21 protein-coding genes are annotated in these 25,143 nt (G+C 69.3%); 9 read left to right on the top strand and 12 right to left on the bottom strand.

All coding sequences use genetic code 11. The annotated features are described in order from the left end of the window. Nucleotides 1-66 precede the first annotated feature (66 nt). Nucleotides 67-1,053, bottom strand: coding sequence for a tripartite tricarboxylate transporter substrate binding protein (locus M1D46_RS06680; protein ID WP_456284779.1), 987 nt, complete (start codon nt 1,051-1,053; stop codon nt 67-69). Nucleotides 1,054-1,193: 140 nt separating this feature from the next. On the opposite strand from M1D46_RS06680, the gene M1D46_RS06675 reads away from it, so the two are divergent. From M1D46_RS06675 to M1D46_RS06650, 6 genes are all read left to right on the top strand, one after another. After that, entirely contained in the window at nt 1,194-2,078 is an 885-nt protein-coding gene (locus M1D46_RS06675; RefSeq protein ID WP_456284778.1) for a LysR substrate-binding domain-containing protein, read from the top strand. A 117-nt stretch (nt 2,079-2,195) separates the two neighbouring features. After that, a complete protein-coding gene (gene kdgD / locus M1D46_RS06670; protein ID WP_456284777.1) occupies nt 2,196-3,131 on the top strand; it encodes a 5-dehydro-4-deoxyglucarate dehydratase in 936 nt (311 codons plus the stop codon). 14 nt (nt 3,132-3,145) lie between these two features. Then, entirely contained in the window at nt 3,146-4,735 is a 1,590-nt protein-coding gene (locus M1D46_RS06665; RefSeq protein ID WP_456284776.1) for an aldehyde dehydrogenase (NADP(+)), read from the top strand. Beyond that, nucleotides 4,732-6,054: an enolase C-terminal domain-like protein gene (locus M1D46_RS06660; RefSeq protein WP_456286980.1), complete on the top strand. Its 1,323-nt coding sequence runs from the start codon at nt 4,732-4,734 to the stop codon at nt 6,052-6,054. Before M1D46_RS06665 ends, M1D46_RS06660 begins: the two co-directional genes overlap by 4 nt. Before the next feature lie 206 nt (nt 6,055-6,260). Beyond that, the gene (locus tag M1D46_RS06655; protein WP_456286979.1) at nt 6,261-7,391 is read left to right on the top strand and encodes an L-talarate/galactarate dehydratase; all 1,131 of its coding nucleotides are present in this window, start codon (nt 6,261-6,263) and stop codon (nt 7,389-7,391) included. Nucleotides 7,392-7,461: 70 nt separating this feature from the next. Then, the gene (locus M1D46_RS06650; protein WP_324012200.1) at nt 7,462-8,133 is read left to right on the top strand and encodes a FadR/GntR family transcriptional regulator; all 672 of its coding nucleotides are present in this window, start codon (nt 7,462-7,464) and stop codon (nt 8,131-8,133) included. Between the two features lie 22 nt (nt 8,134-8,155). Here the strand turns inward: M1D46_RS06650 and coaA are convergent, their stop codons facing one another. The 3 genes from coaA to M1D46_RS06635 form a co-directional block, all read right to left on the bottom strand. Then, entirely contained in the window at nt 8,156-9,100 is a 945-nt protein-coding gene (gene coaA, locus M1D46_RS06645; RefSeq protein WP_282978214.1) for a type I pantothenate kinase, read from the bottom strand. A 139-nt stretch (nt 9,101-9,239) separates the two neighbouring features. After that, entirely contained in the window at nt 9,240-9,887 is a 648-nt protein-coding gene (locus M1D46_RS06640) for a CatB-related O-acetyltransferase (protein ID WP_456286978.1), read from the bottom strand. Next, nucleotides 9,884-10,336 carry a VOC family protein gene (locus M1D46_RS06635; RefSeq protein ID WP_456286977.1) on the bottom strand — a complete coding sequence of 151 codons (453 nt, stop codon included), beginning with the start codon at nt 10,334-10,336 and terminating at the stop codon, nt 9,884-9,886. Before M1D46_RS06635 ends, M1D46_RS06640 begins: the two co-directional genes overlap by 4 nt. Nucleotides 10,337-10,424: 88 nt before the next feature. On the opposite strand from M1D46_RS06635, the gene M1D46_RS06630 reads away from it, so the two are divergent. Continuing rightward, complete coding sequence (locus M1D46_RS06630; RefSeq protein WP_456286976.1) at nt 10,425-11,189, top strand: TetR/AcrR family transcriptional regulator; 765 nt, start codon at nt 10,425-10,427, stop codon at nt 11,187-11,189. Between the two features lie 93 nt (nt 11,190-11,282). Here M1D46_RS06630 and M1D46_RS06625 read toward each other — a convergent pair whose 3' ends face one another. Next, a complete protein-coding gene (locus M1D46_RS06625; RefSeq protein ID WP_456284772.1) occupies nt 11,283-13,352 on the bottom strand; it encodes a carbohydrate binding domain-containing protein in 2,070 nt (689 codons plus the stop codon). A 233-nt stretch (nt 13,353-13,585) separates the two neighbouring features. On the opposite strand from M1D46_RS06625, the gene M1D46_RS06620 reads away from it, so the two are divergent. After that, nucleotides 13,586-14,515, top strand: a complete 930-nt coding sequence (locus tag M1D46_RS06620) for a Ppx/GppA phosphatase family protein (RefSeq protein WP_271172351.1) — start codon at nt 13,586-13,588, stop codon at nt 14,513-14,515. Between the two features lie 27 nt (nt 14,516-14,542). Here M1D46_RS06620 and M1D46_RS06615 read toward each other — a convergent pair whose 3' ends face one another. The 7 genes from M1D46_RS06615 to M1D46_RS06585 all read right to left on the bottom strand — a co-directional run bounded on the left by M1D46_RS06615 (nt 14,543) and on the right by M1D46_RS06585 (nt 23,613). Beyond that, nucleotides 14,543-16,051, bottom strand: coding sequence for a sulfatase family protein (locus M1D46_RS06615; RefSeq protein ID WP_456284771.1), 1,509 nt, complete (start codon nt 16,049-16,051; stop codon nt 14,543-14,545). After that, nucleotides 16,048-17,751, bottom strand: coding sequence for a sulfatase family protein (locus tag M1D46_RS06610; protein WP_456284770.1), 1,704 nt, complete (start codon nt 17,749-17,751; stop codon nt 16,048-16,050). The genes M1D46_RS06615 and M1D46_RS06610 overlap by 4 nt, the downstream gene beginning before the upstream one ends. Continuing rightward, nucleotides 17,748-18,584: an ATP-binding cassette domain-containing protein gene (locus M1D46_RS06605; RefSeq protein ID WP_456284769.1), complete on the bottom strand. Its 837-nt coding sequence runs from the start codon at nt 18,582-18,584 to the stop codon at nt 17,748-17,750. Before M1D46_RS06605 ends, M1D46_RS06610 begins: the two co-directional genes overlap by 4 nt. Next, the gene (locus M1D46_RS06600; RefSeq protein WP_456284768.1) at nt 18,581-20,359 is read right to left on the bottom strand and encodes a dipeptide/oligopeptide/nickel ABC transporter permease/ATP-binding protein; all 1,779 of its coding nucleotides are present in this window, start codon (nt 20,357-20,359) and stop codon (nt 18,581-18,583) included. Before M1D46_RS06600 ends, M1D46_RS06605 begins: the two co-directional genes overlap by 4 nt. After that, the gene (locus M1D46_RS06595; protein WP_456284767.1) at nt 20,356-21,297 is read right to left on the bottom strand and encodes an ABC transporter permease; all 942 of its coding nucleotides are present in this window, start codon (nt 21,295-21,297) and stop codon (nt 20,356-20,358) included. Before M1D46_RS06595 ends, M1D46_RS06600 begins: the two co-directional genes overlap by 4 nt. A 17-nt stretch (nt 21,298-21,314) precedes the next feature. Next, nucleotides 21,315-22,859 carry an ABC transporter substrate-binding protein gene (locus M1D46_RS06590; RefSeq protein ID WP_456286975.1) on the bottom strand — a complete coding sequence of 515 codons (1,545 nt, stop codon included), beginning with the start codon at nt 22,857-22,859 and terminating at the stop codon, nt 21,315-21,317. A gap of 127 nt (nt 22,860-22,986) precedes the next feature. Beyond that, on the bottom strand, nt 22,987-23,613 hold the full coding sequence (locus M1D46_RS06585; RefSeq protein ID WP_456284765.1) for a PadR family transcriptional regulator: 627 nt from the start codon (nt 23,611-23,613) through the stop codon (nt 22,987-22,989). 106 nt (nt 23,614-23,719) lie between these two features. On the opposite strand from M1D46_RS06585, the gene M1D46_RS06580 reads away from it, so the two are divergent. Beyond that, a complete protein-coding gene (locus tag M1D46_RS06580; protein ID WP_456284764.1) occupies nt 23,720-25,093 on the top strand; it encodes a sulfatase family protein in 1,374 nt (457 codons plus the stop codon). Nucleotides 25,094-25,143: the final 50 nt, after the last annotated feature.

The following is a 25,143-nucleotide window of genomic DNA, read 5'->3' as shown; positions in this document are numbered from 1 at the left end:
GGCGTCCTCTTCCTGGAGTCGTGCGGGCGGGCGCGCGGCCGGGGGTGCTCCCGGCCGCGCGCGCTCTCAGCCCTCGGTGAGCGAGATGCCGTTGTCCTCGACGAGCGCGCGGTAGGTGTCGGCGAGCTCGGTCCACTCGCTGACGACCTCGTCGCCCGAGATCTCGTGCGGCGTGAGGAGATTGGTCTCGTTGAGCTGCCGGTACGCGTCGGTCTCGAGCGCCGCGTCGATCGCGCTCACGAGCGCCTCCTGCACGTTCTCGGGGAGGTCCTTCGGCCCGGCGACCGCGCGGTACTGGGCAACGGGGATGTCGTAGCCCTCCTCCGCCGCGGTCGGGACGTCGGGCAGGTACTCGTTGCGCTCCTGGGAGAACGTCAGAAGCGGGGTGACCGTGCCCGCGTCGATCTGCGGCTTGGCCTCGCCGAGCTGGATCGTGGCGACCTGGACCTGGTCGCCCATGACCGCGGTGAGCGCGGGCGACCCCGAGTCGAACGGCACGGCCGTGCCGTCGATGCCGGCCTCCGCGAAGAGGATCGCCTGCGCGAGCTGCGATCCGGTGCCGACGCCCGTCGTGCCGTACGAGAGGTCCTCGGCCCCGGAGAGGTCGTCGAGGCTGTCGAAGCCCGACGCGGTGCTCGCGACGAGCACGTAGTCGTCCTGCGAGAGGCCCTTGAGGACGGTGAGGTCGTCGAGGCTCACCGCCTCCTCCTCGCTGACGGCGAGCGGGGTGATCGTGATGAGCGACGCGTTGAGCAGCACGAGGTTGTACCCGTCGGCCTCGGAGGCGGCGACCTCCTCGGTGGCCAGCGCGCCGTTGGCGCCCGGCTTGTTCACGACGGGCACGGCGACGCCCAGCTCCTCCGCCATGCCCTCGGCGACAGCGCGGGCGATGAGGTCGGTCGATCCGCCCGCCGCCTGACCGACGGTGAGGGTGATCGGGCCGGTGGGGAACTCCTCGGCGTCACCGCCCGAGGCGATGTTGCCGCCGCACGCGGTCAGGGCGAGCGCGCCGGCGGCCAGGAGGCCGAGTCCTGCGAATCGGGTGGCGGTCATGTCGGTCCTTTCGGGTCGGGCGTCCTCGCCCGCTTTCGTTCGCGGCGTCCACACCGATGTGGGACGGGTACTCAGGTTAGGAAGGCGGATGGATGCACGTCCAAGCCAGATTCCGAATAGCGCGATACCCTCAGGGCATCATGTTCACGCTCGACCAGCTCCGCTGCTTCATCGCCGTCGCCGAGGAGCTCCACTTCGGACGGGCCGCCGAGCGCCTCCGCATGACCCAGCCGCCGCTGAGCCGTCAGATCCAGCGGCTCGAGGCGCACCTCGGCGTGACGCTGCTCGACCGGGACAACCGCAGCGTCGCGCTCACGGAGGCCGGCCAGGCCTTCCTCCGCGAGAGCCGGGAGATCCTCGCGGCCGTGCAGCGCGCGCCGTCCACGGCCCGCGAGGTCGCAGCCGGCCGCAGCGGGGTCGTGCGGATCGGCTTCACCGCCGCCTCCGGCTACAGCGTGCTCGGCCCGCTCCTGACCGCGATCTCGGAGGCGCTCCCGAACGTCCGGCTCGAGCTCGAGGAGCTCGTCACGAACGAGCAGCGCGACGCCCTCGCGGATGGCTCCCTCGACCTCGGTCTCGCGAGGCCGCCGTTCGACCCCGAGCGGTTCGACTCGCGCCTGCTGCTCGCCGAGGATCTCGTCCTGGCTGTGCCCGCCGGCCATCCGCTCGCCTCGGCCGCGGACATCCCGAGCCGCGAACGGCTGCAGACGGAGCCGCTCATCATGCACTCCCCCACGAAGGCGCGCTACTTCTACGACCTCGCGGTGCGGATGCTGCCGGTCGACCACGCCCGCGTGGTGCACGTCGTGAGCCAGATCGCGACGATGGTCGCGCTCGTGGCCGCCGGACGCGGCATCGCGTTCGTCCCGGAGTCGGCACGCCTGCTCGGCATCGACGGGGTGTCCTACGTCGACCTCGGCCCGGACGCGCACGACATCGTGCAGCTGCACGCGCTCTGGAGCAGTGCGAGCCGGAATCCCGCACTCGCGCGCGTCGTCCGCCTCCTGGACGACCTGCCCGCCTGATACCTCGAGAGCATCGAACTATCCACTCTTTGGCTTGGACAGGTATGGCGGGCCCCGCCTAGCGTGACGGGTATCCCGTTCGTCGCCGGGTCGCCGGCACTGGCTCCAGGAGCACTCGTGGCACGTCTCACCCCCGCCGAACTGGCGGCTCACCTGAAGGATGGACTTCTCTCCTTCCCCGTCACCGCGTTCACCCGCGAGCTCGCCTTCGATGAGCGCGCCTACCGCGAGCACGTCGAGTGGCAGGCGAGCTACGACGTCGCGGGGCTGTTCGCCGCGGGCGGCACCGGCGAGGGCTTCAGCCTGAGCCCGGCGGAATCCGCTGCCGTGGTGCGCGCGGCGGTCGAATCCTCCCGCCCTGAGGTGCCTGTGCTCGCCTCGTCCGGCGGGGCCACCTGGCAGGCGGTCGAGAACGCCCGCGCAGCCGAGGAGGCGGGCGCGGAGGGGCTCCTCGTGCTGCCGCCCTACCTCACCGAGTGCGATCAGCGCGGACTCGAGGCGCACGTCGACGCGATCGCCTCCGCGACGCGGATCGGCATCATCGTCTACAACAGGGCGAACGCGGTGTACTCCGCGGAGACGGTCGAGCGCCTCGCGGACCGCCACGAGAACTTCATCGGGTTCAAGGACGCGATCGGCGACATCGAGCACCTCGCCAAGGTCTACGCGCGCAACGGCGAGCGTCTCTTCTACCTCGGGGGCCTGCCGACCGCCGAGACCTACGCCCTTCCGCTCCTGCAGATGGGCATGAGCACCTACTCGTCCGCGCTGTTCAACTTCCTCCCCGAGTTCGCGCTCGAGTTCTACCGCGATGTGCGCGCGCAGGACCGCGCCGCCGTGACCGAGAAGCTCTCGCGCTTCGTGCTGCCGTACCTCGACATCCGCGATCGAGGCCGCGGCTACGGCGTCTCGATCGTCAAGGCAGGGCTGCGCGCCGTCGGCCGCGACGCCGGGCCCGTCCGCCCTCCTCTGCAGGACCTCTCCGAGCAGGACCTCGCCGACCTCGCCGCGCTCATCGAGCGCGCGGGCGTCCGCGCCCCCGCCGCCGTCTGATCGAAAGGAACCGCATGACCACCCTCACGGGCCACTCGCTCATCGCCGGCGCACGCGTGCCGGGAACCGCGGGAACGACACACGGCGTCTCGCCGCTCACCGGCGAGCGCCTCGAGCCTGCCTACACCCTGCTCGACGTCGACCAGGTCGGAGAGGCGACGGCCGCAGCCGAGGCCGCATTCCCGTCGTTCTCGTCGCTCGACCCGTCGGCGCACGCCGCTTTCCTCGACGACGTCGCCGACCGCATCGATGCGCTCGGCGACGCCCTCATCGAGCGCGCCGCCCTCGAGACCGGGCTCACGTCGGGCCGCCTCGCCGGAGAGCGGACGCGCACGACGAACCAGCTGCGGCTGTTCGCGCGCGTCGTGCGGCAGGGCGACTTCCGCGGCGTCCGCGTCGATCCCGCCCTCCCCGACCGCTCGCCGCTCCCGCGCCCGGACATCCGCCAGCGCAAGGTCGCCCTCGGGCCCGTGACGGTGTTCGGCGCGTCGAACTTCCCGCTCGCCTTCTCCACCGCAGGCGGAGACACCGCCTCCGCCCTCGCCGCCGGCTGCCCCGTCGTCTTCAAGGCGCACAACGCGCACCCCGGCACGAGCGAGCTCGTCGCGTCGGCGATCGTCGACGCCATCACCGCGGCAGGCCTGCACCCCGGCGTCTTCTCGCTCGTGTACGGGCCCGGCGCCGCGGTGGGGCAGGCGCTCGTCGCCGACCCGGCCATCCAGGCCGTCGGCTTCACCGGCTCGCGCGCGGGCGGCCTCGCGATCGTCCGGACGGCGCAGAGCCGCGCCGTGCCGATCCCCGTGTACGCCGAGATGAGCTCGGTGAACCCGGTCTTCATCCTGCCCGGGGCGCTGGATGGCGACATCGAGGCGCTCGCGACGGGGTACGTCGCGAGCGTGACGGGCTCGAGCGGACAGCTCTGCACGCAGCCCGGCATCGTGTTCGTGCCGCGCGGAGAGGCCGGCGACCGGTTCGTCGCGGCGACGTCGCGCCTCGTCGACGAGGCCGCGGGGCAGGTCATGCTCACGGCAGGGATGGCACGGGCCTGGCGCGAGGGAGTCGACGCGCGCGAGCAACTGGGCGTCGAGGTGCTCGCCCGCGGCGCGGAAGGTGCGGGCGAGAACGCGCCGGCACCCGTCATCCACGGTGTCGACGCCGCGTCGTTCATCGCCGACGACGCCCTGCAGGCCGAGATCTTCGGCGCCGCATCCCTGGTCGTCCGATACGACGCGGCCGATGACCTCAGCGCGGCCGCGGGCCGGCTCGAGGGCCAGCTGACCGCCACCATCCAGCTCGCCGAGCGGGACCACGCGCTCGCGGCGGCGCTCCTTCCCGTGCTCGAGCGGAAGGCCGGGCGGATCCTCGCGAACGGCTGGCCGACCGGCGTCGAGGTCGGGCATGCGATGGTGCACGGCGGCCCGTTCCCCGCGACATCGGATGGCCGCACGACGAGCGTCGGGACACTCGCGATCGAGCGCTTCCTCCGACCGGTGGCGTACCAGGGGCTCCCTGACGCGCTCCTTCCCGCGCCGCTGCGCGACGCGAACCCGTGGAACCTCACGCGCCTCGTCGACGGCGTGCTCCAGCCCGGAGGTGCCGCATGAGCGCCGTCGTCTCCCGCGTCGAGGTCGTGCCCGTCGCGGGCCACGACTCGATGCTCCTCAACCTGTCCGGCGCGCACGGGCCGTTCTTCACGCGCAACATCGCGATCGTCACCGACTCCGACGGCCGCGAGGGGCTCGGCGAGGTGCCCGGAGGCGAGGCCATCCGCGCCACGATCGCCGAGGCCGGCGAGCTGCTCGTCGGGCAGCCCGTGGCGCGATTCCGCTCCCTCCTGCGCGAGGTCGCCCGACGGTTCGCCGACCGCGACGCGGGCGGGCGCGGCCTGCAGACATTCGACCTCCGGACGACCGTCCACGCCGTGACGGCGCTCGAGTCGGCCCTCCTCGACCTGCACGGGCAGGAGCTCGGCGTGCCCGTGGCCGAGATCCTCGGATCCGGGCAGCAGCGCGACAGCGTGCCGATGCTCGGATACCTGTTCTTCGTCGGCGACGCCGATCGCACCGACCTGCCCTACCTCCGCGAGCCCGACGGGGCGGACGAGTGGGAGCGCCTTCGCCGAGAGGAGGCCATGACCGCCGACGCGGTCGTGCGCCTCGCGGAGGCCGCCCAGGCGAGGTACGGATTCACCGACTTCAAGCTCAAGGGCGGCGTGCTCGACGGCGACGCCGAGGTGGATGTCGTCACGGCGCTGGCGCGGCGCTTCCCCGAGGCCCGCATCACGCTCGATCCGAACGGCGGGTGGCTGCTGGCCGACGCCGTGCGCCTCGGCGAGCGCCTTCGCGGTGTCGTCGCCTACGCGGAGGATCCCTGCGGCGCGGAGGGGCCGTTCTCGGGCCGCGAGGTGATGGCCGAGTTCCGGCGGCGCACGGGGCTGCGCACGGCGACGAACATGATCGCGACCGACTGGCGCGAGATGGCGCACGCCGTGCGCGAGAACGCCGTCGACATCCCGCTCGCCGACCCGCACTTCTGGACGATGGCCGGGTCGGTGCGAGTCGCCGAGCTGTGCGCCGACTTCGATCTCACGTGGGGATCGCACTCGAACAACCACTTCGACGTGTCGCTCGCGATGTTCACGCACGTCGGGGCGGCCGCGCCCGGCGCGATCACGGCGCTCGACACCCACTGGATCTGGCAGGACGGCCAGGGTCTCACGACGGCGCCCCTGCAGATCCGGGATGGCGCGGTGCGGGTTCCCGACGCGCCGGGTCTCGGCGTGACGCTCGACCGCGATCGGCTCGCCGCCGCGCACGAGCTCTACCTCGAGCACGGCCTCGGCGCCCGTGACGACGCCGTGGCGATGCAGTACCTCCTCCGCGAGTGGGTGTTCGACCCCAAGCGGCCCTGCCTCGTCCGCTGATCCGGAGGCCGCCTCCCCCATCCCCGCCTCCTACACCCCTCCTCCCCTTCCTTTCCGCCCTCTCCTCCTCTCCACCTCCCGTGTCTCGTTTCGGGTGGGAATGCCGAGGGCATTCCCACCCGAAACGAGACACGGGAGGGATTTCGTTGGACAGATTATGAATCTGTACGATAGATTCGGGTCATCCGCTCGATGAGGAGAACCCCGTGACGTACACACCCGACGCCATCCGCACCATCCGCCTGTCGACGCTCCGCCTGCCGCTGCAGACCGCGATCTCCGACGCCAAGGTCTTCACCGGCCGCCAGAAGCCCATGACCGAGGTCGCCTTCCTCATCGCCGAGATCGAGACCGAGCAGGGCTTCTCCGGGCACGGCTTCAGCTACTCCAAGCGAGCCGGCGGCCCGGCGCAGTACGCGCATGCGAAGGAGGTCGCCGAGGCGGCCATCGGCGAGGACCCGAACGACATCCAGAAGCTCTACACGAAGCTCCTCTGGGCCGGGGCGTCCGTCGGCCGCTCAGGCGTCGCGACGCAGGCGCTCGCTGCGATCGACATCGCCCTCTACGACCTCAAGGCCAAGCGCGCCAGCCTCCCCCTCTCGAAGCTGCTCGGCGCTCACCGCGACTCTGTCCGCACCTACAACACGTCGGGCGGATTCCTCAACGCGTCCATCGACGACGTCCGCGAGCGGGCGTCGCGGTCGATCGAGGAGGGGATCGGCGGCATCAAGATCAAGGTCGGGCTCCCCGACACGGCAGAGGACCTCCGCCGCGTGCGCGCCGTCCGCGAGCACATCGGCGACGCCGTGCCGCTCATGGTCGACGCCAACCAACAGTGGGATCGTGCGACCGCGCTGCGGATGGGCCGTCGGCTCGAGGAGTACGACCTCGTCTGGATCGAGGAGCCCCTCGACGCCTATGACGCGGAAGGGCACGCCGATCTCGCGCGCGCCCTCGACACGCCGATCGCGACGGGCGAGATGCTCGCGTCCGTCGCGGAGCACGAGCGGCTGATCGCGGCACGATCGTGCGACATCATCCAGCCCGATGCCCCGCGCGTCGGCGGCATCACGCAGTTCCTGCGGCTCATGACGCTCGCCGACCAGGCGGGGCTCGACCTCGCACCGCACTTCGCCATGGAGATCCACCTGCACCTCGCCGCCTGCTACCCGCGCGAGCCGTGGGTCGAGCACTTCGACTGGCTCGACCCGCTCTTCGAGGAGCGCCTCGAGACGCGCGACGGCCGTATGATCGTGCCCGACCGCCCCGGCCTCGGCATCACCTTCAGCGACCAGGCGCGCGCCTGGACGACCGATTCGGTCGCGATCGGGCGATGACGGATGGACGCGGGCGCGGCATGCGCGCGGATGGCCGCGGGAGCCGCCCGCGGAATGGGACGATGAGCGGATGAGCACATCGCGCTCCGAGGAGATCGCCCGCGTCCTCGCCGCCCGGATCGTCGAGGGCGTCATCGCACCCGGCGAGCGCCTGCCGAGCGAGGGGCGCCTCGTCGACGAGTTCGGCGCGAGCCGGACCGTCGTGCGCGAGGCGCTCCAGCGGCTCCAGTCCCGCGGCCTCGTGCGCACGAGGGTCGGGTCGGGGAGCTACGCGCTCACTCCCCCCGCGCCCGTCACGGGCGACGACTGGCTCGCCGCTCGCGACGCCTCGGAGCGGAACGAGCTCCACGCCTTCCGTACCGCGATCGAGACCGAGGCCGCCGCGCTCGCCGCGCGCCGGCCATCCGCTGCCGACCTCGCGGCGGTCGACGCGGCCCTGGCCGACCTGGAGAGCGCGACGCTGCCGGCCGCGTCGGCCGAGGCCGACTTCGCCTTCCATCGCGCGGTCGCGGCGGCTTCAGGCAACCGCTACCTGCTGGCCGCGCTCGATCGGATGGGTGCGCGCGCCATCGTCCTCCCGCCTGCACGGATCTCCGATTCCGAGCGGGCGAGCGCTGAGGCCGCGGCGGTCGTCTCCGAGCACCGCGCGATCGCGGCGGCCATCCGCTCGGGAGACCCGCTCGCCGCTGCGGCGGCGATGCGCGCCCATCTCGCGGCCTCCGCCGCGCGCCGCGCAGGCTGAACGACCCGCGCCCCGCTCGCTTCTACAGCTTGCGCAGGAGCACGCTCTCGACGTTGTGGTCGGCGCCCTTGTTGAGCACGAGCGTCGCGCGGTGCTTCGTCGGCGCGACGTTCTCGAGCAGGTTCGGCAGGTTGATGTCGTTCCAGATGCCGCGGGCCGTGCTGATGGCCTCCTCGTCGCTGAGGTGCTGGAAGACGTTGAAGTACGACGACGGGTTCGAGAACGCACCCTCGCGCAGCGCGAGGAAGCGGTTGACGAACCACTCCTCGATGTGCGCGGCGTCGGCGTCGACGTAGATCGAGAAGTCGAACAGGTCGCTGACCGCGACGTCGTTCGGCGTGGGCGGCGGCTGCAGGACGTTGAGCCCCTCGATGATGAGCACGTCGGGCCGCCGCACGACGACCTGCGCGTCGGGCATGATGTCGTACTTCATGTGCGAGTAGAACGGGGCGCGCACCTCGTCGGCACCGCTCTTGACGCGCGTGACGAAGTCGACGAGCGCACGGCGGTCGTACGACTCGGGGAAGCCCTTGCGGCTCATGATCCCGCGCCGCTCGAGCTCGGCGTTCGGATAGAGGAAGCCGTCCGTCGTGACGAGCTCGACGCGCGGGGTGTCCGGCCAGCGGCTGATCAGCTCGCGGAGCAGGCGCGCGACCGTCGACTTGCCGACCGCGACCGACCCCGCGACACCGATGACGAACGGGGTCGTCGGATCCTCCTCCTGGAGGAACGTCGACACCTCCGCGCCGATTCGGCGCACCCCGCTCGCCCAGATGCTGAGCGTGCGGCTCAGCGGCAGGTGGACGTCTCGCACCTCGGCGATGTCGAGCCGGTCGCCGAGCCCGCGCAGCTGAACGACCTCGGTCTCGGTGAGCGGCTGATCCATGCCCGCCGCCATCCGCGCCCACTCGGCGCGGGGGATCTCGCGGTACAGCGAGAGGGAGGCGGGAACGGCTGTCGGACTCATCCGCAACATCGTACCGGGGCGGATGACCGGGGCCCGGCGGCAGGACGGCCGGGGCACAGCGGCAGGATGGCCGGGGCACAGCGGCAGCACGGCCGGGCGAGGCCCGACCCGCGCGCGCTGGCGCGGGTCGGGCCGGGCGTCACACGAGCCGCTCGAGCTCGGCCGGCGTCCCGGTCATGATCACGGCGGCATGCTCGGTGATGCGCTCGATCGGCCAGTCCCACCAGCGCACCGCGAGGAGCCGGCGGACATCCTCTTCGTCGAACCGCATGCGAATGCGCCGCGCGGGGTTCCCCCCCACGACCTCGTACGGCGCGACGTCCTTCGTGACGACGCTGTGCGCGCCGATCACCGCGCCGTCGCCGATGGCCACGCCGGGGAGGATCGTCGCCTCGCGACCGATCCACACGTCGTTGCCGACGACCGTGTCGCCGCGCTGCTCGATCGCGAGGAAGGCGTCGAGAGTGTTCTCCATCCACGCCCCGCCGAACATCGTGAACGGATAGGTCGATGGCCCGACCATCGGATGGCTGCCGCCCGGCATGAGGAACGTCGCACCCGGGGCGATCGCCGTGAAGCGGCCGATGACGAGGCGCTGGGGGCCGTAGAGGTACCGGACGTTGGCCTCCTCGAACGGCGGACGGGTTCCCTCGTCGTCGTAGTACGTGTACTCGCCGACCTCGATGAGCTCGGACGTCACGACGCTCCGCAGGAACACGACGTTCGACAGCTCCGGTCGCGTCGTCGGCGTGGGCTGGGAGGGGTCGGGGATGCGGGGATCGGTCACTGCTGCTCCTCCTCGGGGGTCATCCACTGCACGAGCTGGTACACGACGCCGTTCGGGTCGGCCATCTGGAAGTAGCGCTCGCCCCACGGCTCGGTCTCGATCGGCGTGACGATCTCGACACCCCCGGCGCGCAGGCGCTCGTACTGCGCGTCGATGTCGGGAACGACGAACACCACGAGCAGTCCCCCGGCATCGTGTGCCTGCGTGGCGGGTCTGAAGGTCCCGAGCCCGGTGCGCAGGTAGATGAGCGCGAACCCCGCCTCGGGGTGCGCGAGCGAGCAGAACCCGTCGGCGGACATGGTCTCGGAGAAGCCGAGATGCCGCTTCACCCAGGCGGCGGACGCCTCGACGTCGCGGACATTGAGCGAGAGGGCGGATTCGGTGATGTGCATGGAACGGCCTCCTGTCGGTCGGATGGTCTCGGCTGCGGATGCGGTCGTGCGGGTCATCGCGTCCTCCTTCTCCTCAACGTAACGTCGTACACTGTACGGTATACGACGCACAGAGCACAACCCCATCCATGGCAGGATCATTCCCATGTCCTCGAACCGCACCGGATCCGGCGAACCCAGCGCCACGCTCGCCCTGCTGTGGGGCGAGCCCGCTCGCACGCAGCGGAAGGGGCCCGCGCGCTCGCACACCGCGGTCCAGCTCGTCGATGCCGCGCTCGAGCTCGCCGACGAGAGCGGCCTGGCCGCTGTGACCATCCGCGCCGTGGCCGAGCGGGTGGGAGTGTCGGCGATGTCGGTCTACACGTATGTCCCCGGCAAGCCGGAGCTGCTGGACCTCATGGTCGACGCGCTCTACGGCCGGATGCCCCGGCGCCCCTGGGCGGATGAGACGTGGCGGGCGCGGCTCGGGATGGTCGCCGAGGCGAATCGCGAGCTGCTGACGGAGCACGCATGGCTGACCGAGGTCGCCGCTCTGAGCCGGCCGCCCCTCGGGCCCGGACTGATGGCGAAGTACGAGCACGAGCTCGCAGCGTTCGACGCGACGGGACTCGCGGATGCCGACGTCGACGCGGCACTGACGTATCTGCTCGGCTTCGTGCAGGCGCACTGCCGCGCGGCGCACGACGCGCAGCGCGCCACAACGGATTCGGCGATGAGCGACGGCGAATGGTGGGCGGCCAATCAGCCGATCCTCGCGCGCGCGTTCGACCCGGCGCGCTATCCCCGCGCCGTCCGGATCGGAGCCGCGGCCGGAGAGGCGCAAGGGTCTGCCTGGGCGGCGGATCGGGCGTGGGAGTTCGGCCTTGCTCGCACACTGGACGGCCTCGCCGCGCTCATCGACTCGGCCTGAGCCCCGCAGACGGGAGCGGGCGAGGCGAGCCCCGGCGACCCGCAGGTCGCCCTCTCGCCTCGCCCGCTCCTCAGTGACCGGCGACGATCCGGATCAGCCGCAGGGGTTCTGCGTCGTCACCGCGCCGTTCGCGACCGCAGCGGTCGTGCCCGACAGGACGTAGTCGGACCCGCCGTTGTTGTCCCACGTGCCCGCGCCGTTGTTGAACGCGGCGGTCACCGACGCGCCGTTGGAGTCGATCGTCCGCGACACCCATCCCGAGCACGCCGCCGTCATCGACTGCCCCGGCGCCGTCGTCCACGCGCCCGAGCCGACCTTGTAGTGGATGTTGTACGCCGACCATCCCTTCGACGTCGAGTAGTACACCGTGAGGTCGTCGGTCAGCGTCGTCGCGCAGGGGTTCTGCGTCGTCACGGCGCCGTTCGCGACCGCAGCGGTCGTGCCCGACAGGACGTAGTCGGACCCGCCGTTGTTGTCCCACGTGCCCGCGCCGTTGTTGAACGCGGCGGTCACCGACGCGCCGTTGGAGTCGATCGTCCGCGACACCCATCCCGAGCACGCCGCCGTCATCGACTGCCCCGGCGCCGTCGTCCACGCGCCCGAGCCGACCTTGTAGTGGATGTTGTACGCCGACCATCCCTTCGACGTCGAGTAGTACACCGTGAGGTCGTCGCCGGTGACGGGGCCCGTCGTCGCCTTCGCGTCCTTGTGGAGCGCGATGGCGTCGTCGGCGCCCACCGTCGCGGTGAACTGGCCGCCCGAGACGGTGATCGTGGGGCCCGACCACACGCCGTTCGTCTTCACCGCGTCGATGACGTTGTAGTAGGTGCCGTCGGGCAGGCTCGTCGTGAACGTCCGGGTGAGGTCCCCGCCGCGGTTGATCGCGACGAAGCCGGCGTCTCCGCGGCCGAACGCGATCGCGCTGCTGCCGTTGGTCCACTTGTCCGTGATCGGCTTGCCGTACGTGGCGGTGCGGAAGCCGACCATGTTGAGGATGTCGTTCTGCTTGTGCGTGAAGGTCCATCCGCCCTGAGGGCTCGCGTCGACGACCGCGCCCGCGCCATCCGTCGCCGGGCCGGCGTCCTTGTTGCTGAACGCGTAGCCGGAGTGGATCGACGGCGAGCCGTAGTTCCAGGCGAGCGTGAAGATCTGCGCGAGGTCGTAGGCGGCGCCGTCCTTGTACGAGAGGGTCTCGCCGTTGCGCTCGGTGTCGTGGTTGTCGACGAACACCGCGGCGTTGGCCTGCGGGAGGAAGCCGCTCCAGGTCGGTCCGATGCCGTTGCCCTCGATGAGCCAGTTGAGCGTGCGGCCGCCGAACGCCTCCTTGAGCTTGCGCGCGAACGCGAACTCGTGGATGTCGCCGATCGAGGTGTACTCCTCCGGCTGGATGGGCTCGTTGGCGCGGATGACCTCCTGCACGACGTAGAGCGAATCGCGGTTCTTCACCTTGCTCCAGATGCCCTGCATGTCGGTCGCGGCGATGTGCTTCACGGCGTCGATGCGGAAGCCGGCGACGCCCATGTCGACGAGCTTGTTGAGGTAGCCGGCGATCGTGTTCTGCACGTACGTCGAGCTCGTGTTGAGGTCAGCGAGGTTGACGAGATTGCACTCCTGCACCTCCCAGCGGTCCTGGTAGTTGACGATGTCGCGCTTGCAGCCGTGGAAGTCCCAGCTCTGGTAGAGCCCGGGGTACGTGTAGTGCTGGTACTGGGTTCCGGCCCATCCGGTGCCGCCCGCGGACTGCCCCGACATGTGGTTGATCACGGCGTCGACGATGACGCCCACCCCCGCCGCGTTGCACGTGTCGATCATGTTCTGGAACTCGGCCTCGGTGCCGAGGCGCGAGTCGAGCTTGTACGAGACCGGCTGGTAGTGCGTCCACCAGGCCGACCCGAGCACGTGCTCCTGCGGGGGCGACGTCTGCACGTACCCGTAGCCGGCGGGGCCGAGGGTCTCGGTGCACTCGCGGGCGATCGCGTCCCACGTGTACTCGAACAGGACGGCCGTGGTGTCCTTCGGCCCGGGAGCGGCGGCTTCGGCGGGCTCGGCGGGAGCGGCGATCGCGAGGAGCGGGGCCGCGAGGGCGAGGGCTCCGGCGAGGGCGATCGCGCGGAGCGGGCGCCTTCTGCGGCGCGGGCGGTCGACGGTCGGGGCAGGGTTCATCGGGGCATGCTCCTTCGCTTGTCGTCGATGCGCGCTTCGTCTTCGAGTGCACACCGGGGCACATCCGCGTGCCCGCTGTGACGCTAGCGGCGCGGATGGGTCTGCTGCAAGCGTTTGCAGAAAATACGTCGAGGGCGGATGGTGATGACACGGGTCTCGCGCAATCTCGGGGGTTCTCATCGACACAAGTCGGCAAGCGCTTGCATCCACGGCGCGACCACTACGCTGTCGACGTGCGCCTCGGAGTCCTCGACATCGGTTCGAACACCGTCCACCTGCTCGTCGCGGATGCCCACCCCGGCGGCAGACCGCTCGCGCAGACGAGCGAGAAGTCCGTCCTGCGGCTCATGCGCTATCTCGAGGACGACGGGCGCATCTCCGACGAGGGCGTGAAGGCGATCATCGACGCCGTGCATCGCGCGCGCGAGGTCGCCGAGAAGGAGGGCGTCGACGAGCTGCTCGCCACGGCGACCTCCGCCGTGCGCGAGGCCGCGAACGGCACCGACGTCATCCTGCAGATCGAGGCCGCGCTCGGCCAGCCGCTCCAGGTGCTGGGCGGCGAGCAGGAGGCGCGCTTCACGTTCCTCGCCGTCCGGCGCTGGTTCGGCTGGTCGGCGGGGCAGATCCTCCTCTTCGACATCGGCGGCGGGTCGCTCGAGATCGCGGGCGGCAGCGAGGAGCTGCCCGATCTCGCCGAGTCGGTCCCGCTGGGCGCCGGCCGGATGACGATCGGGTTCCTGCCCGACGACCCGCCCGGCGACCGGCAGGTCGACCGGCTCCGCGCGCACGCGGCGTCGGCACTCGCTCCGCTCGCCGAGCGCTTCGCATCGCTCCCCCGCCCCGACCACGTCGTGGGCTCGTCGAAGACGATCCGCTCCCTCGCGCGGCTCGCGGGCCATCCGCTCGAGGGCTGGGCCGGCAACGACCGGATGGTGCTGCGCCGCGACGCGCTCGGCTCCTGGATCCCGGTGCTCGCGCGGATCCCCGCGCAGGCGCGGCAGGAGCTGCCCGGCATCACGGCGGATCGCACGTTCCAGATCACGGCGGGTGCGGTCGTCCTGCACGAGGCGATGGCCGCACTCGAGGTCGACGAGCTCGAGGTGTCGCCGTGGGCGCTCCGCGAGGGCGTGCTGCTGCGCTACATCGAGGACCTGGGCTGGTAAGGGGCGGGAGGCCCGCCCCTCCCGCCGTCAGCTCGTCGCGTTGATATTCGCGACGTACTCCTGGACCATCGCGAAGACCTCGGCATCGTACGGCCCCCACTCGGGCCGTGGCGTGTCGGGGCCGCGGTAGGGCTCGTCCGCGTAGCGCTCCTGATACTGCGTGAGCTTCGCCTCGAGCTCTCGGCGCACCTCGCCGTAGGCAGGGTCGTCGACGACGTTGTTCAGCTCCGAGGGGTCGGCGACCAGGTCGTAGAGCTCCCACTCGGCGTCGAAGACCTCATCGGAGGCACCGGGCACGCCCAGACCCGCGCCGTAGTAGTGGATGAGCTTGTGCGTCTTCGTGCGGATGCCGTAGTGCGCGGGCGCGTGGTGGATCGGGTCGTCGTGCTCCCAGTAGCGGTAGTAGGCGGCATCCGGCCAGTCCTCGACATCCTCGCCGCGCAGGAGCGGACGGAAGCTGCGGCCCTGGGAGGTCGGGAGCGCCTCGGCGGTATCGACTCCGCAGACGTCGAGGAACGTGGCCGCGAAGTCGACGTTCGTCACGATCGCCTCGCACTCGGATCCTGCGGGGATCTCAGCCGGCCAGCGCACGAGCATGGGCATCTGCAGGGAGGGGTCGTACATCAGGCGCTTGTCGAACCATCCGTAATCGCCGAGGAAGAAGCCCTGGTCGGAGGTGTAGACGATGAGGGTGTTCTCAGCGAGGCCCCTCTCCTCGAGCGTGTCCAGGAGGCGCCCGACGTTGTCGTCGATCGACTGGATGCACTGGAGGTAGTCCCGCATGTAGATCTGGTACTTCCAGCTCATCCGCGCCTCGCGGTTCTCCGGACCGCGGAGGTGCGCGGGGACATCCGCCTTGAGGTCGTCGGCGCCCATGTCGTCGGCGATCGTCATGTGCACGCCGCGGACCGCCTTGCTGCGGGTGGCTCCGTCGTCGAAGAACGTCTCCGGCTCGGGGATGTCTCCGCCGGTGTAGAGGTGCTTGTGCTTCTCATCCGGAACCCACGGACGGTGCGGCGCCTTGTGGTGCACGAGGAGGCAGAAGGGCTCGTCGTCTCGCAGTCCGTCGATCCAGTCGATGGCCATGTCGGTGACGATGTCGGTCGCGTAGCCGGGAACGACGTGCGTGCCCGTCTCGTCGATCATCTGCGGATCGACGTAATCGCCCTGCCCCGGGAAGACCTTCCAGGTGTCGAAGCCTCGCGGCGCGGAGACGCCGTGCTCCCCGAGGTGCCACTTTCCGAAGAGCGCCGTGCGGTAGCCCTCGCCCTTGAGCACGTCGACGAACGTCGGGACCCGGTAGTCCATCTCCGTCCAGATCGACGAGACGCCGTTGATGTGGCTGTAAGTGCCGGTGAGGATGGACGCCCGCGACGGACTGCAGATCGAGTTCGTGCAGAAGACGGCGTCCATCCGGACGCCTTCGTGCGCGATGCGGTCGATGTGCGGCGTGTGGTTGACGCGGCTGCCGTACGCCGAGATGGCGTGCGCGGCGTGGTCGTCCGACATGATGAAGACGATGTTCGTCCGGGTCATGGTTCCTGCTTTCCGGTTTCGGATGGCGGTGAGCCGTGGTCAGTAATGGTCGAGGTGGGGCGCGGTGGGATGGTGAGATCGTCACTGCCGCGCCAGCCAAGGCGCCATGCGCGAGCCCAGCGGGGCCTGGTGGATGGGAGGAGCGGTCCGACCGCGATCCTCCATCGCCGTCCGTCTCGCTCCGGATCCCCGGCGATGCGCTCTTCGAGCGTCTGCGGCGCGACCGGCCTCGGCGGATCCTCCGTCCAGGCGACGAGCGCGCCAGTCGTCGGACATGAGAGGCGCAGCCCATCCTCGGCGGGCTGAAGCACGGGGCGAGATGTCACCGGCAGCTCACCCTCGGGACGCCACGTCCGGATCAACTCGTCCTCATCGACTGCCCCGAGATCTCCGAAGCGCTCGACCCAGCTGTCCAGCGCTTCAGAGAGACGTCGCCGCGCGTCCTCGTGAGCGGGGTCACCCACGAGACAGGTCGTCTCGTGGGGGTCGGCTTCGATGTCATAGAGCTCTTCCGCCGGCTTCACCGGGGCAGTCATCCGGCGCTGTACCGGTGTGAGCCGGTCTTCCGGGAGACCCGCGGCTCGTTGCCGCGCCTCATCGTTCACGCGTGTCCGGAGGTCGCGCCATGTGGTGAAGCGCTCGGCGAAATGCTGAAGCTGGAAGGGCGAGCGATCCGGGTGGCTGTGGCGCACGTAGCGGTAGCGTCGGTCGCGCACGGTGCGCGACCTGTCCCGTTGCTCGTCCATCCGGTCGCGTCCCCCGAATGCGTAGTCTCCCTGTGCAAGCGCCCGCCCCTCCGCGTCGAACAGCGGCCGCATCTGGATGTGCTCCGGAATGTCCAGGCCCGCCATCGCGAGCATCGTCGGCGCGATGTCGGAGACGTGCACGACATCGTCTCGGGCGGCTCCAGCTGCAACGCGTCCTGGCCATCGCACGATGAGCGGCACGCGGAGTCCGGCTTCCGTCGCCCATCGCTTGGCCCGAGGGAAGCCGGCCCCGTGGTCGCTCCAGAACACGACGATCGTGTCCTCCTCGAGGCCGTCTTCGGCGAGCTGATGCAGAAGTCGGCCTACCCAGCGGTCCATCACGGAGACGAGGTCGTGGTAGCGCGCCCATGCGGTGCGGAAGACGTCGTCGTCGGGATGGTAGGGCGGCACCGGCACATCGGCGGGGTCATGCCGATCGGATTGTCCGAGCTCCTCCGTGACGCGAGCGAACGTGTCGTCGTCCACGTAGATCTGCGACTCATGCGTCGTCATTCCGTGGAAGATTGCGAAGAAGGGCTGAGCCGGGTCGGATCGTCCCCGCCAGTGCGCCGACGGAGAGCACTCGTCGAACGCCGTGCCCGGCAGCGGGACCTGGAAGTCGGTGAAGGCGTTGTTCGTCACGTGGTACCCGGCGATCCGGAAGTACTCGCTCAGGAGACGGACTTCCGGCGGCGGCACGGCCTTCGACCGCATGTTGTGCGTTCCGATGGACGTCGGGAAGCACCCTGTCATGATCGACGATCGGGATGGCGCGCACACCGGCGCGGTGGCGAACGCCTGGTCGAATCTCGTCCCCTCTGCCGCGAGGGCGTCGAGGTGGGGAGTGACAGCCACGTCGGCACCCGGCCATACGCCGCGATAGCAGCCCAGGTCGGGATTGATGTCATGGGTCGAGATCCAGACGATGTTGGGTCGCTGCGTGCCCTGCATCATGCGACACGCCCTGAGGCGAGCAGTTGCGCGCGGAGCTCACGTCGACGGCGCTGCTCGTGAGGATCGGACACGGGAGAGGCGGCAAGCAGGCGCTGCGTATACGCATGCGCCGGCCGCTCAGTGACCTGCTCCCCGCTCCCGAACTCGACGATCTCGCCGTGGTACATCACGGCGACGCGATGGCTGATGTGGCGCACCACCATGAGGTCGTGCGAGACGAACAGGTAGGCGACGCCGGTCTGACGCTGGATGTCGATGAACAGATCGAGCACGCGCGCCTGCGTGGAGAGGTCGAGCGCCGACACGGGTTCATCGCACACGATCAGCTTCGGACGCAGCGCGAGTGCTCGCGCGATCGCGACCCGTTGGCGCTGACCTCCGGAGAACTCGTTGGGGCGCCGCCTCGCCGCATCCGAGGGGAGTCCCACCGCATCGAGCAGCTCGACCACACGCGCGCGTGCGTCGCGGCCGGATACGCCCTGCACGGTCAGCGGCTCGGCGAGGATGTCCTCGATCAGCATCGCGGGATTCAACGACGTGTACGGGTCCTGGAACACCGCCTGGATGTCGCGGCTCACGGCGCGCCGAGCGGACCGGTGGAGCCCCACGAGCGACGTGCCCTCGAATCTGATCTCGCCGCTCGCGACGGGAGCCAATCCGAGGATCGCTCGCCCAAGCGTCGTCTTGCCCGAGCCGGACTCTCCGACCAGCCCGACCGTCTCGCCGGCTGCGATGTCGAGTGACACGCCCTTGAGTGCCCGAAAGCGCTCACCGCGCTTCCGGCCCGGGAATTCGACGACGAGGTCCTCGACCTCGAGAAGAGAATCGGTCATCGCGTGGTCTCCAGTTCTGCGTGCTTCGCGTCGCTCTCGCTGCGCGTTGCTGTTCCGTCAAGCGTCGACGCGAGAAGTGACTGCGTGTAGGAGTGCTGGGGTGCGAGAAGGACCTCCTCGGCCGAACCGTGCTCCACGACCTCGCCGCCACGCATGACCACGACCGCGTCGCACAGATCGGCTACGACCCCGAAGTTGTGCGTCACGAGCAGCATCGAGAGCCCCCGCTCGTTGCGCAGGCTGCGGAGCAACTCGAGGATCTCGGCTTGAACCGTCACGTCGAGCGCCGTCGTCGGTTCGTCGGCGACGATGAGATCGGGGTCGCACGAGACCGCACCGGCGATGAGCACTCGCTGCGCCATCCCTCCCGAGACCTCGTGCGGGTATGCGCGCATCGTGCGTTCAGGATCCTTGATGCCCACCCGCGCAAGCAGTTCGATTGCGCGCTTTCTTGCCTCGGCCTTCGTGATCCCGAGGTGCTTGCGCATCGGAGCAATGAGCTGGTGCCCGATCGTGAACAGCGGATCGAGGTTCGACATCGGCTCCTGTGGCACGTAGGCGATGCGCTTCCCCAGCAGGGCTCGCTGCGCTCGGCCGCCGTCGCCGAGCATCTCGACGCCGTCGTGCATGATCGATCCGGCTTCGACGACCGCTCCGCGCGGCAGAAGGCCGAGAATCGACCACGCAGTCTGAGTCTTCCCCGACCCCGATTCGCCGACGAGTCCGACGATCTCGCCGCGCCGGACGTCGAACGTCACGTCTTGGATCACGGTCTTCAGGCGATCGCTGCCTTCCGGGTAGCCGACCGTGAGACCGCGCACGCTCAGGACGATGTCCTCACCGGGGAGGTCCTCGGGCGACCGCTTTGCACCCTTTGTGGCCCCGCGCCACCGCGGTGCGGTGGGTCGGTCCTCGAGTGCGTCGCGGAGAGCGTTGCCGAACAGCACGAGCGAGCCGATGGTCAGCGCGATCGCCAATCCAGGCCACAGGATCAGAAGCGGCGAGATGTACAGGTTGCGGAAGGCCTCGCTCAGCATCACGCCCCAGGTCGGCACGGTCTGGTCGCCGAGACCGAGGAACTCGAGCCCCGACTGGATGGCGATGGCGATGCCGGCGATGATGGCCGACTGGATGATGATCGGCGCGCGCACGACGAAGAGGATGTGCCGGGCGATGATGCGCGAATCTGAGAGTCCGCTGACGCGAGCCGCGTCGACGTAGAGCTCGTTGCGCACCTGGCGCACACCGCTTCGCACGAGGCGGTAGATGCTGGGAGAGATGAGCACGCCGAAGATCGCCATCGTCGTCCAGAGGGAGGGACCGACCACGACGCGCACGGCGAGCAGGATCATCATGTTCGGCAGCGCCATCACCAGACTCGTGGTGAGATCGCTCGCTGTGTCGAACCAGCCCCCGTAGAAGCCGGCGATGAGGCCGCTCGTGAGACCGACGACGACCGCGACGATCAGCGTGATTCCTGCCCCGAGGATCGTCAGGCGGCCGCCGGAGAGCAGTCGCGACAGGACGTCGCGGCCCGCCGAGTCGGCGCCCAGCCAGTGCGCGGCATTCGGCGAGTCGAACGCACTGCCGAGATCGACGAGATTCGGATCGTGGGGCGCCAGCCACGGGGAGAGCACGCTGAGCAGCACGATCGCGCCGAGAAGCACGAGCGAGGCGAGGCCGAGCGGGTTGCGGATCAGGCGACGGGTGAGCGAGCGATTCGTTCCGTTCTCGGATGCCTGGAGTGCGACGGAGGCGAGTGTTCCTGTGCTCATGAGATGCGAGCCTTCGGGTTGATCCATCCGGTCAGGATGTCGATGAAGAGGTTGACGACGACGACGAGAGCGACGCTTACGACCACCACGCCCATCACGAGTGGGACATCGCCCGTTGTGGTGGCGTTCGCAATGGTCTCGCCGAGGCCCGGGAGGGCGAAGACGCGTTCGACGACGACGGCGCCGCCGAGGAGCCCCACGAACTGCAGGGCGAGGACCGTGAGCGCGGGTGTCGCGGCGCCCCGGAGGACGTGCCCGAGGAGGATGCTGCGGTCGCCGAGACCGCGGCTCCGGAGTGTGCGCACATAGTCGCGCCCTTCCACCTCGATGAACGCGCTCCGCACCTGCTGGGTGACGGCGGCGACCGCCCCGAGGGAGAGCGCCGCAATGGGCAGTGTGATGGACGCGGCCCATCCGGCCAGTGAGTCCGAAGGCGCGACGAAGCCCGTTGCCGGGAACCACCCGAGCGCCAACGCGAACACGACGACGAGCATGAGGCCGATCCAGAAGTTCGGGGCCGCGGCCCCGATGACGGACACGACCTGAACCAACCGGTCCACCCAGCCGCGACGCATCGCCGCGAGAACGCCGAGGGCCGTGGCGATGATCGCCGTGACGAGCACCGTTCCGACGACCAGAGAGAGGGTGACGGGCAGTCTCGAGGTGACCGTGTGCCACACGCCCTCGCTCGTGAACCAGGAGACGCCGAGATCACCGCGGACAGCACCGAGAAGCCACTCGCCGAAGCGGGTGATGAGCGGTCGGTCGAGCCCGAGTTCGGCTTCCTTCGCGGCAACCTGCTCGGCGGTCGCCTGATCCCCGAGGATGCGGATGGCGATGCCGCTGCTGTTCGCGTTCATGAGGAGGTATGTCAGCGAGGACGCGACGACGAGCAGGACGAGGCCGCCGACGAGGCGCCTCATGATGAAGTTCAGCATGGAGTTCGCCCTTCTGGTCAGTTCTCGACCGAGTAGTTGTAGATCGAGGGCGCTGCTTGGCCGGCCTGTCCCTCCACGCGGAGCCCGGCTCGCGTCACGACGCCTTGTTCGACGCGATAGAAGACGACGTTCCACGCATCTTCGACTGTCACGCGATTGATCTCCTGAAGTGCTTCGGCGTACGACTGCGGGTCGTCGAGGCTGCTCAGAGCCGTCGAGACCGCAGCATCGATCCGGTCATCCTGGGTCTTGAACACATTCCACGCGGAGGTCGGGAGGAGGAATCGGCTCACCGTCCCCCACGCGGTGGGCGGTTGCGCGAACGACATCCAGCTCAGGGCGAACTCTCCTTGCCGCAACGACGGCACGAAATCGGCGGGAGCGACCTCCTGCCAGTGCACCGTGACACCCACCGCGGCCAGATCCTGCGCGATAGCCGCCAGCATCGCGGGGTCCATCGACGAGCTGCTCGGCATCGTCAGCGAGAAGCCGTCGCCGTATCCGGCTTCCGCGAGAAGATCCCGCGCCCGCTCGGGGTCGTACTCGTAGTAGTCGTCGTACCCCTCGATATACGCCTCGGACGCGACATTGAACGTCTGGTCGGTCGGGTCGCCGTAGCCGAGTTCCACCGCATCGAGGATGTCCTCGCTCTTGATGGCGTAGTTCAGCGCTTGCCGTACGCGAACGTCGGCAAGCTCCGGAGCGATCGCTCCGTCACGATCGAAGATCGCCAGACCGTACCAGTTCACCTGGAACGTGGTGACGCCGAGTCCCGCTGACTTCGCCTCGGGGATCGATTTCGGTTCGATGATCGCGGTATCGACTTCGCCGGACTTGAGCGCATTCATCCGCGCCGAGGGGTCCGTCATCGGCTTGATGACGAGCCGCTCGAAGAAATCCCAGTCGGCCGCGTCGTCCCAATAGTCGTCCCGCTTGACATAGGTGTACTTCGATCCCGTGACCGTTTCGTCGCGCACCAGCTCATACGGGCCTGACCCGACCGGCACCGTCGCGACGGTGTCGCTCTCGAACTGAGCAGGACTGGCCATGTACCCCGCGCTGTTGCCGAGATACTGGAAGATATCGGGGTCAGGAGTTGAGAAGTGGAGCTCGATCGTGTCGTCGTCCAGGACGACGGCGTCCGTCATCGTCGCGAGGTTCGCGGAGAATGGCCCGCCGGCATCGCGGAAGCGCTCGAGGTTCAGCTCAGCGACGGATGCATCGAACCGGGTGCCGTCCGCGAAGGTCACATCGTCTCGCAGCTCGAGCGTCGCGACGAGACCGTCGGCCGAAAGCTCCCAGTCTGTCGCGAGCATCGGCGCGAGCTCGCCGTCCGGCATACGACGGATGAGTGTGTCGAAGACGGGCTGGAAGTACTGCGCGTAGTTGGCCTCGGCCGCCTGCGCGGGATCGAAGCTCGTCGGCTCCACGACAGCCGCGATCGTGAGCGTGGCCCAGTCATCCTTGGGAACGGCACCACCGGTTGCCCCGCAGCCGACGATTCCACCTCCTGCCACGATCCCCACCACCGCAATCGCGGCCGTTCTTCGGAACGCACTCATCACAGGAACCCCTTCGTTACGTGAAAGCGTCGACGGCCCTGTCGACGCGAGTCACATTAGCACTTCTCACATAGTGCAACAAGGTAGGGCTCCTGAGGGCGGACCTCAGAGCGAATTGATTTGTGTGCTACCCATCGCCGTCGATGATCGCACTCCACTCCGCGGACGGCCACACTGCGCCGGTCCGCTCGATGTAGCGAAGGAGCCTGCGGCGTGTCGTATGCAGCCAGGAGATGTGCGCACTTGCGAGGAAGTTCCCGCGAACGTCGCCCAGATAGGCGGCTTCGTCGAGCCAGTCCTGATCGAAGAGGGCGTTGGACACCGGCGGGAACAGGTGATCCGGCTCCCAGCTCGATTCCTGGGCCACACGGTACTCGAGCTCGATCTCGACGAAGCGGAGGGCGAGCACCGGCGAGAGCGCGCCAGCGAGCGCGAAATGGAGCTGGAAGTGCGCGTCAAGTGGCCGCTCAGCCGGCACGAAGGGCTCGTCAGCCCATCGAGCGAAACGCCTCAGCCCGGCGGGCGTGAGCGAGTAGACCTTGGCGTCCGGGCCATTGCGGGTGGTGTCGATCTCGAACTCGAGCAGACCACGCTGCACGAGAGAGGCCAGCTGTCGATAGATCTGGGAGGGCTGCGGAACATACCCGTAGACGCGCCCGGTCTTCTCCAGATGGCGACGGATGTCGAAGCCGGCGCTCGGAGTTCGAGCGATGAGCCCGAGCAGAACGGAGTCAAGAAGATTGAGCTTGCTCACGGGTACCCCTTACTGTGTAACAAATCACATAGCTCTAGTCGACGGCCGGGACCTAATCCCTACCGCTGGACTATAGAACTATCGCCTGACTCAACGAGGAGAACACGTGCGCGGAACCAACATCCTGTTCATCACCGCCGACGACATGGAGGGCACCACCCCCGGCGCATTCGGGGGGCCCGCCGACATCACGCCTGCTCTCGATGCACTGGCAGCCCAGGGCGCGACCTTCGAGCGCGCACATGTCCCGATCGCGGTATGCCAGCCGAGCCGTTCAGCCATGATGACAGGCCTCTGGCCGCACCGGAACGGCGCTGAGGGTTTCGAACCCGTCAACGACGGCGTCCCCTTGCTCACCGAGGTGCTGGGAGACGCTGGATATGCGCTCGGCATTCTGGGCAAGGTCTCGCACCTTCAGCCCGTCGACCGTTTCGGCTGGGATCACGCGGTGGAGATGGGCGCGCTTGGCATGGGCCGAGATCCGCAGCGTTACGCGCAGGAGATGGCGGCGTTCCTGCACATGGCGGGTGACCGCCCGTGGTTTCTTATGCTCAACGCTCACGACCCTCATCGCCCGTTCCACGGCGGCGAGGACGTGGACCGCTTCTTCAGCGCGCAAGAGCAGCAGAGCATCCCAGCGCCGAGCCGGATTGTGAGCGCCGACGAGGCGGTTCCCGTACCGGGGTACCTCCCCGACCTGCCCGCGGTCCGGAGGGAGTACGCGCAGTATCTCAGCTCGTCACGACGCTGTGACGACGTGGTGGCGGCCGCTCTGGAGGTGCTCGACGAAGCGGGAGCGAGCGACGAGACCCTGGTTGTCTTCCTCTCGGACAACGGGATGGCGTTCCCCTTCTCGAAGGCGAACTGCTATCTGCAGTCCACTCGCACACCGCTCATCGTCCGATGGCCGGGCAAGGTCGACGCTGGACGCCGAGTTGTGCACCCGTTTGTCAGCATGCTCGACATCTTCGCCACGTTCTGCGACGTGGCCGGCGCCGAGGCTCCCTCCAACGACGGCATCTCGCTCGTGCCGTTGCTCGTCGGCGACGTGTCCGAGCACCGCGATGACGTCGTAACGGTCTTCCATGAGACCGCCATGAAGGGCCGATACGAGATGAGGTGCGTCCAGAACGGAGAATACGGCTACATCTGGAATGGGTGGGTTGCCGCGGGAGTGTCCTATCGAGCGGAGAACATGCTCGGTCTCACCTGGAGCGCGATGATCGAGGCGTCTGAAACGGATCCGGGCATCGCGGGGCGGGTCGCGTTCTACGAGGCACGGCAGGCCGAAGAGCTCTACGACCTCCGGAGCGACCCCCATGCTCTCGCAGATCTGAGCGAGGATTCCGGCCATGCGCCCGCACTGCGGCGCATGCGCTCCGCCCTCCACGCCTGGATGGTCGAGAACGGCGATCCTCAGCTCGAGGCCTTCGAGGAGCGTCTCCGCGCAGTCGGGTCGCCCGTTCCCGCCGGCTCATGACTGCCCCGTTCCCCACTCCCCCACTCGGGATTCCGCGCCGCGCCGAGGGC

The sequence above is a fragment of the Microbacterium sp. JZ70 genome (genome assembly GCF_053903225.1).
This window is presented reverse-complemented; position numbering and strand designations above follow the sequence as displayed.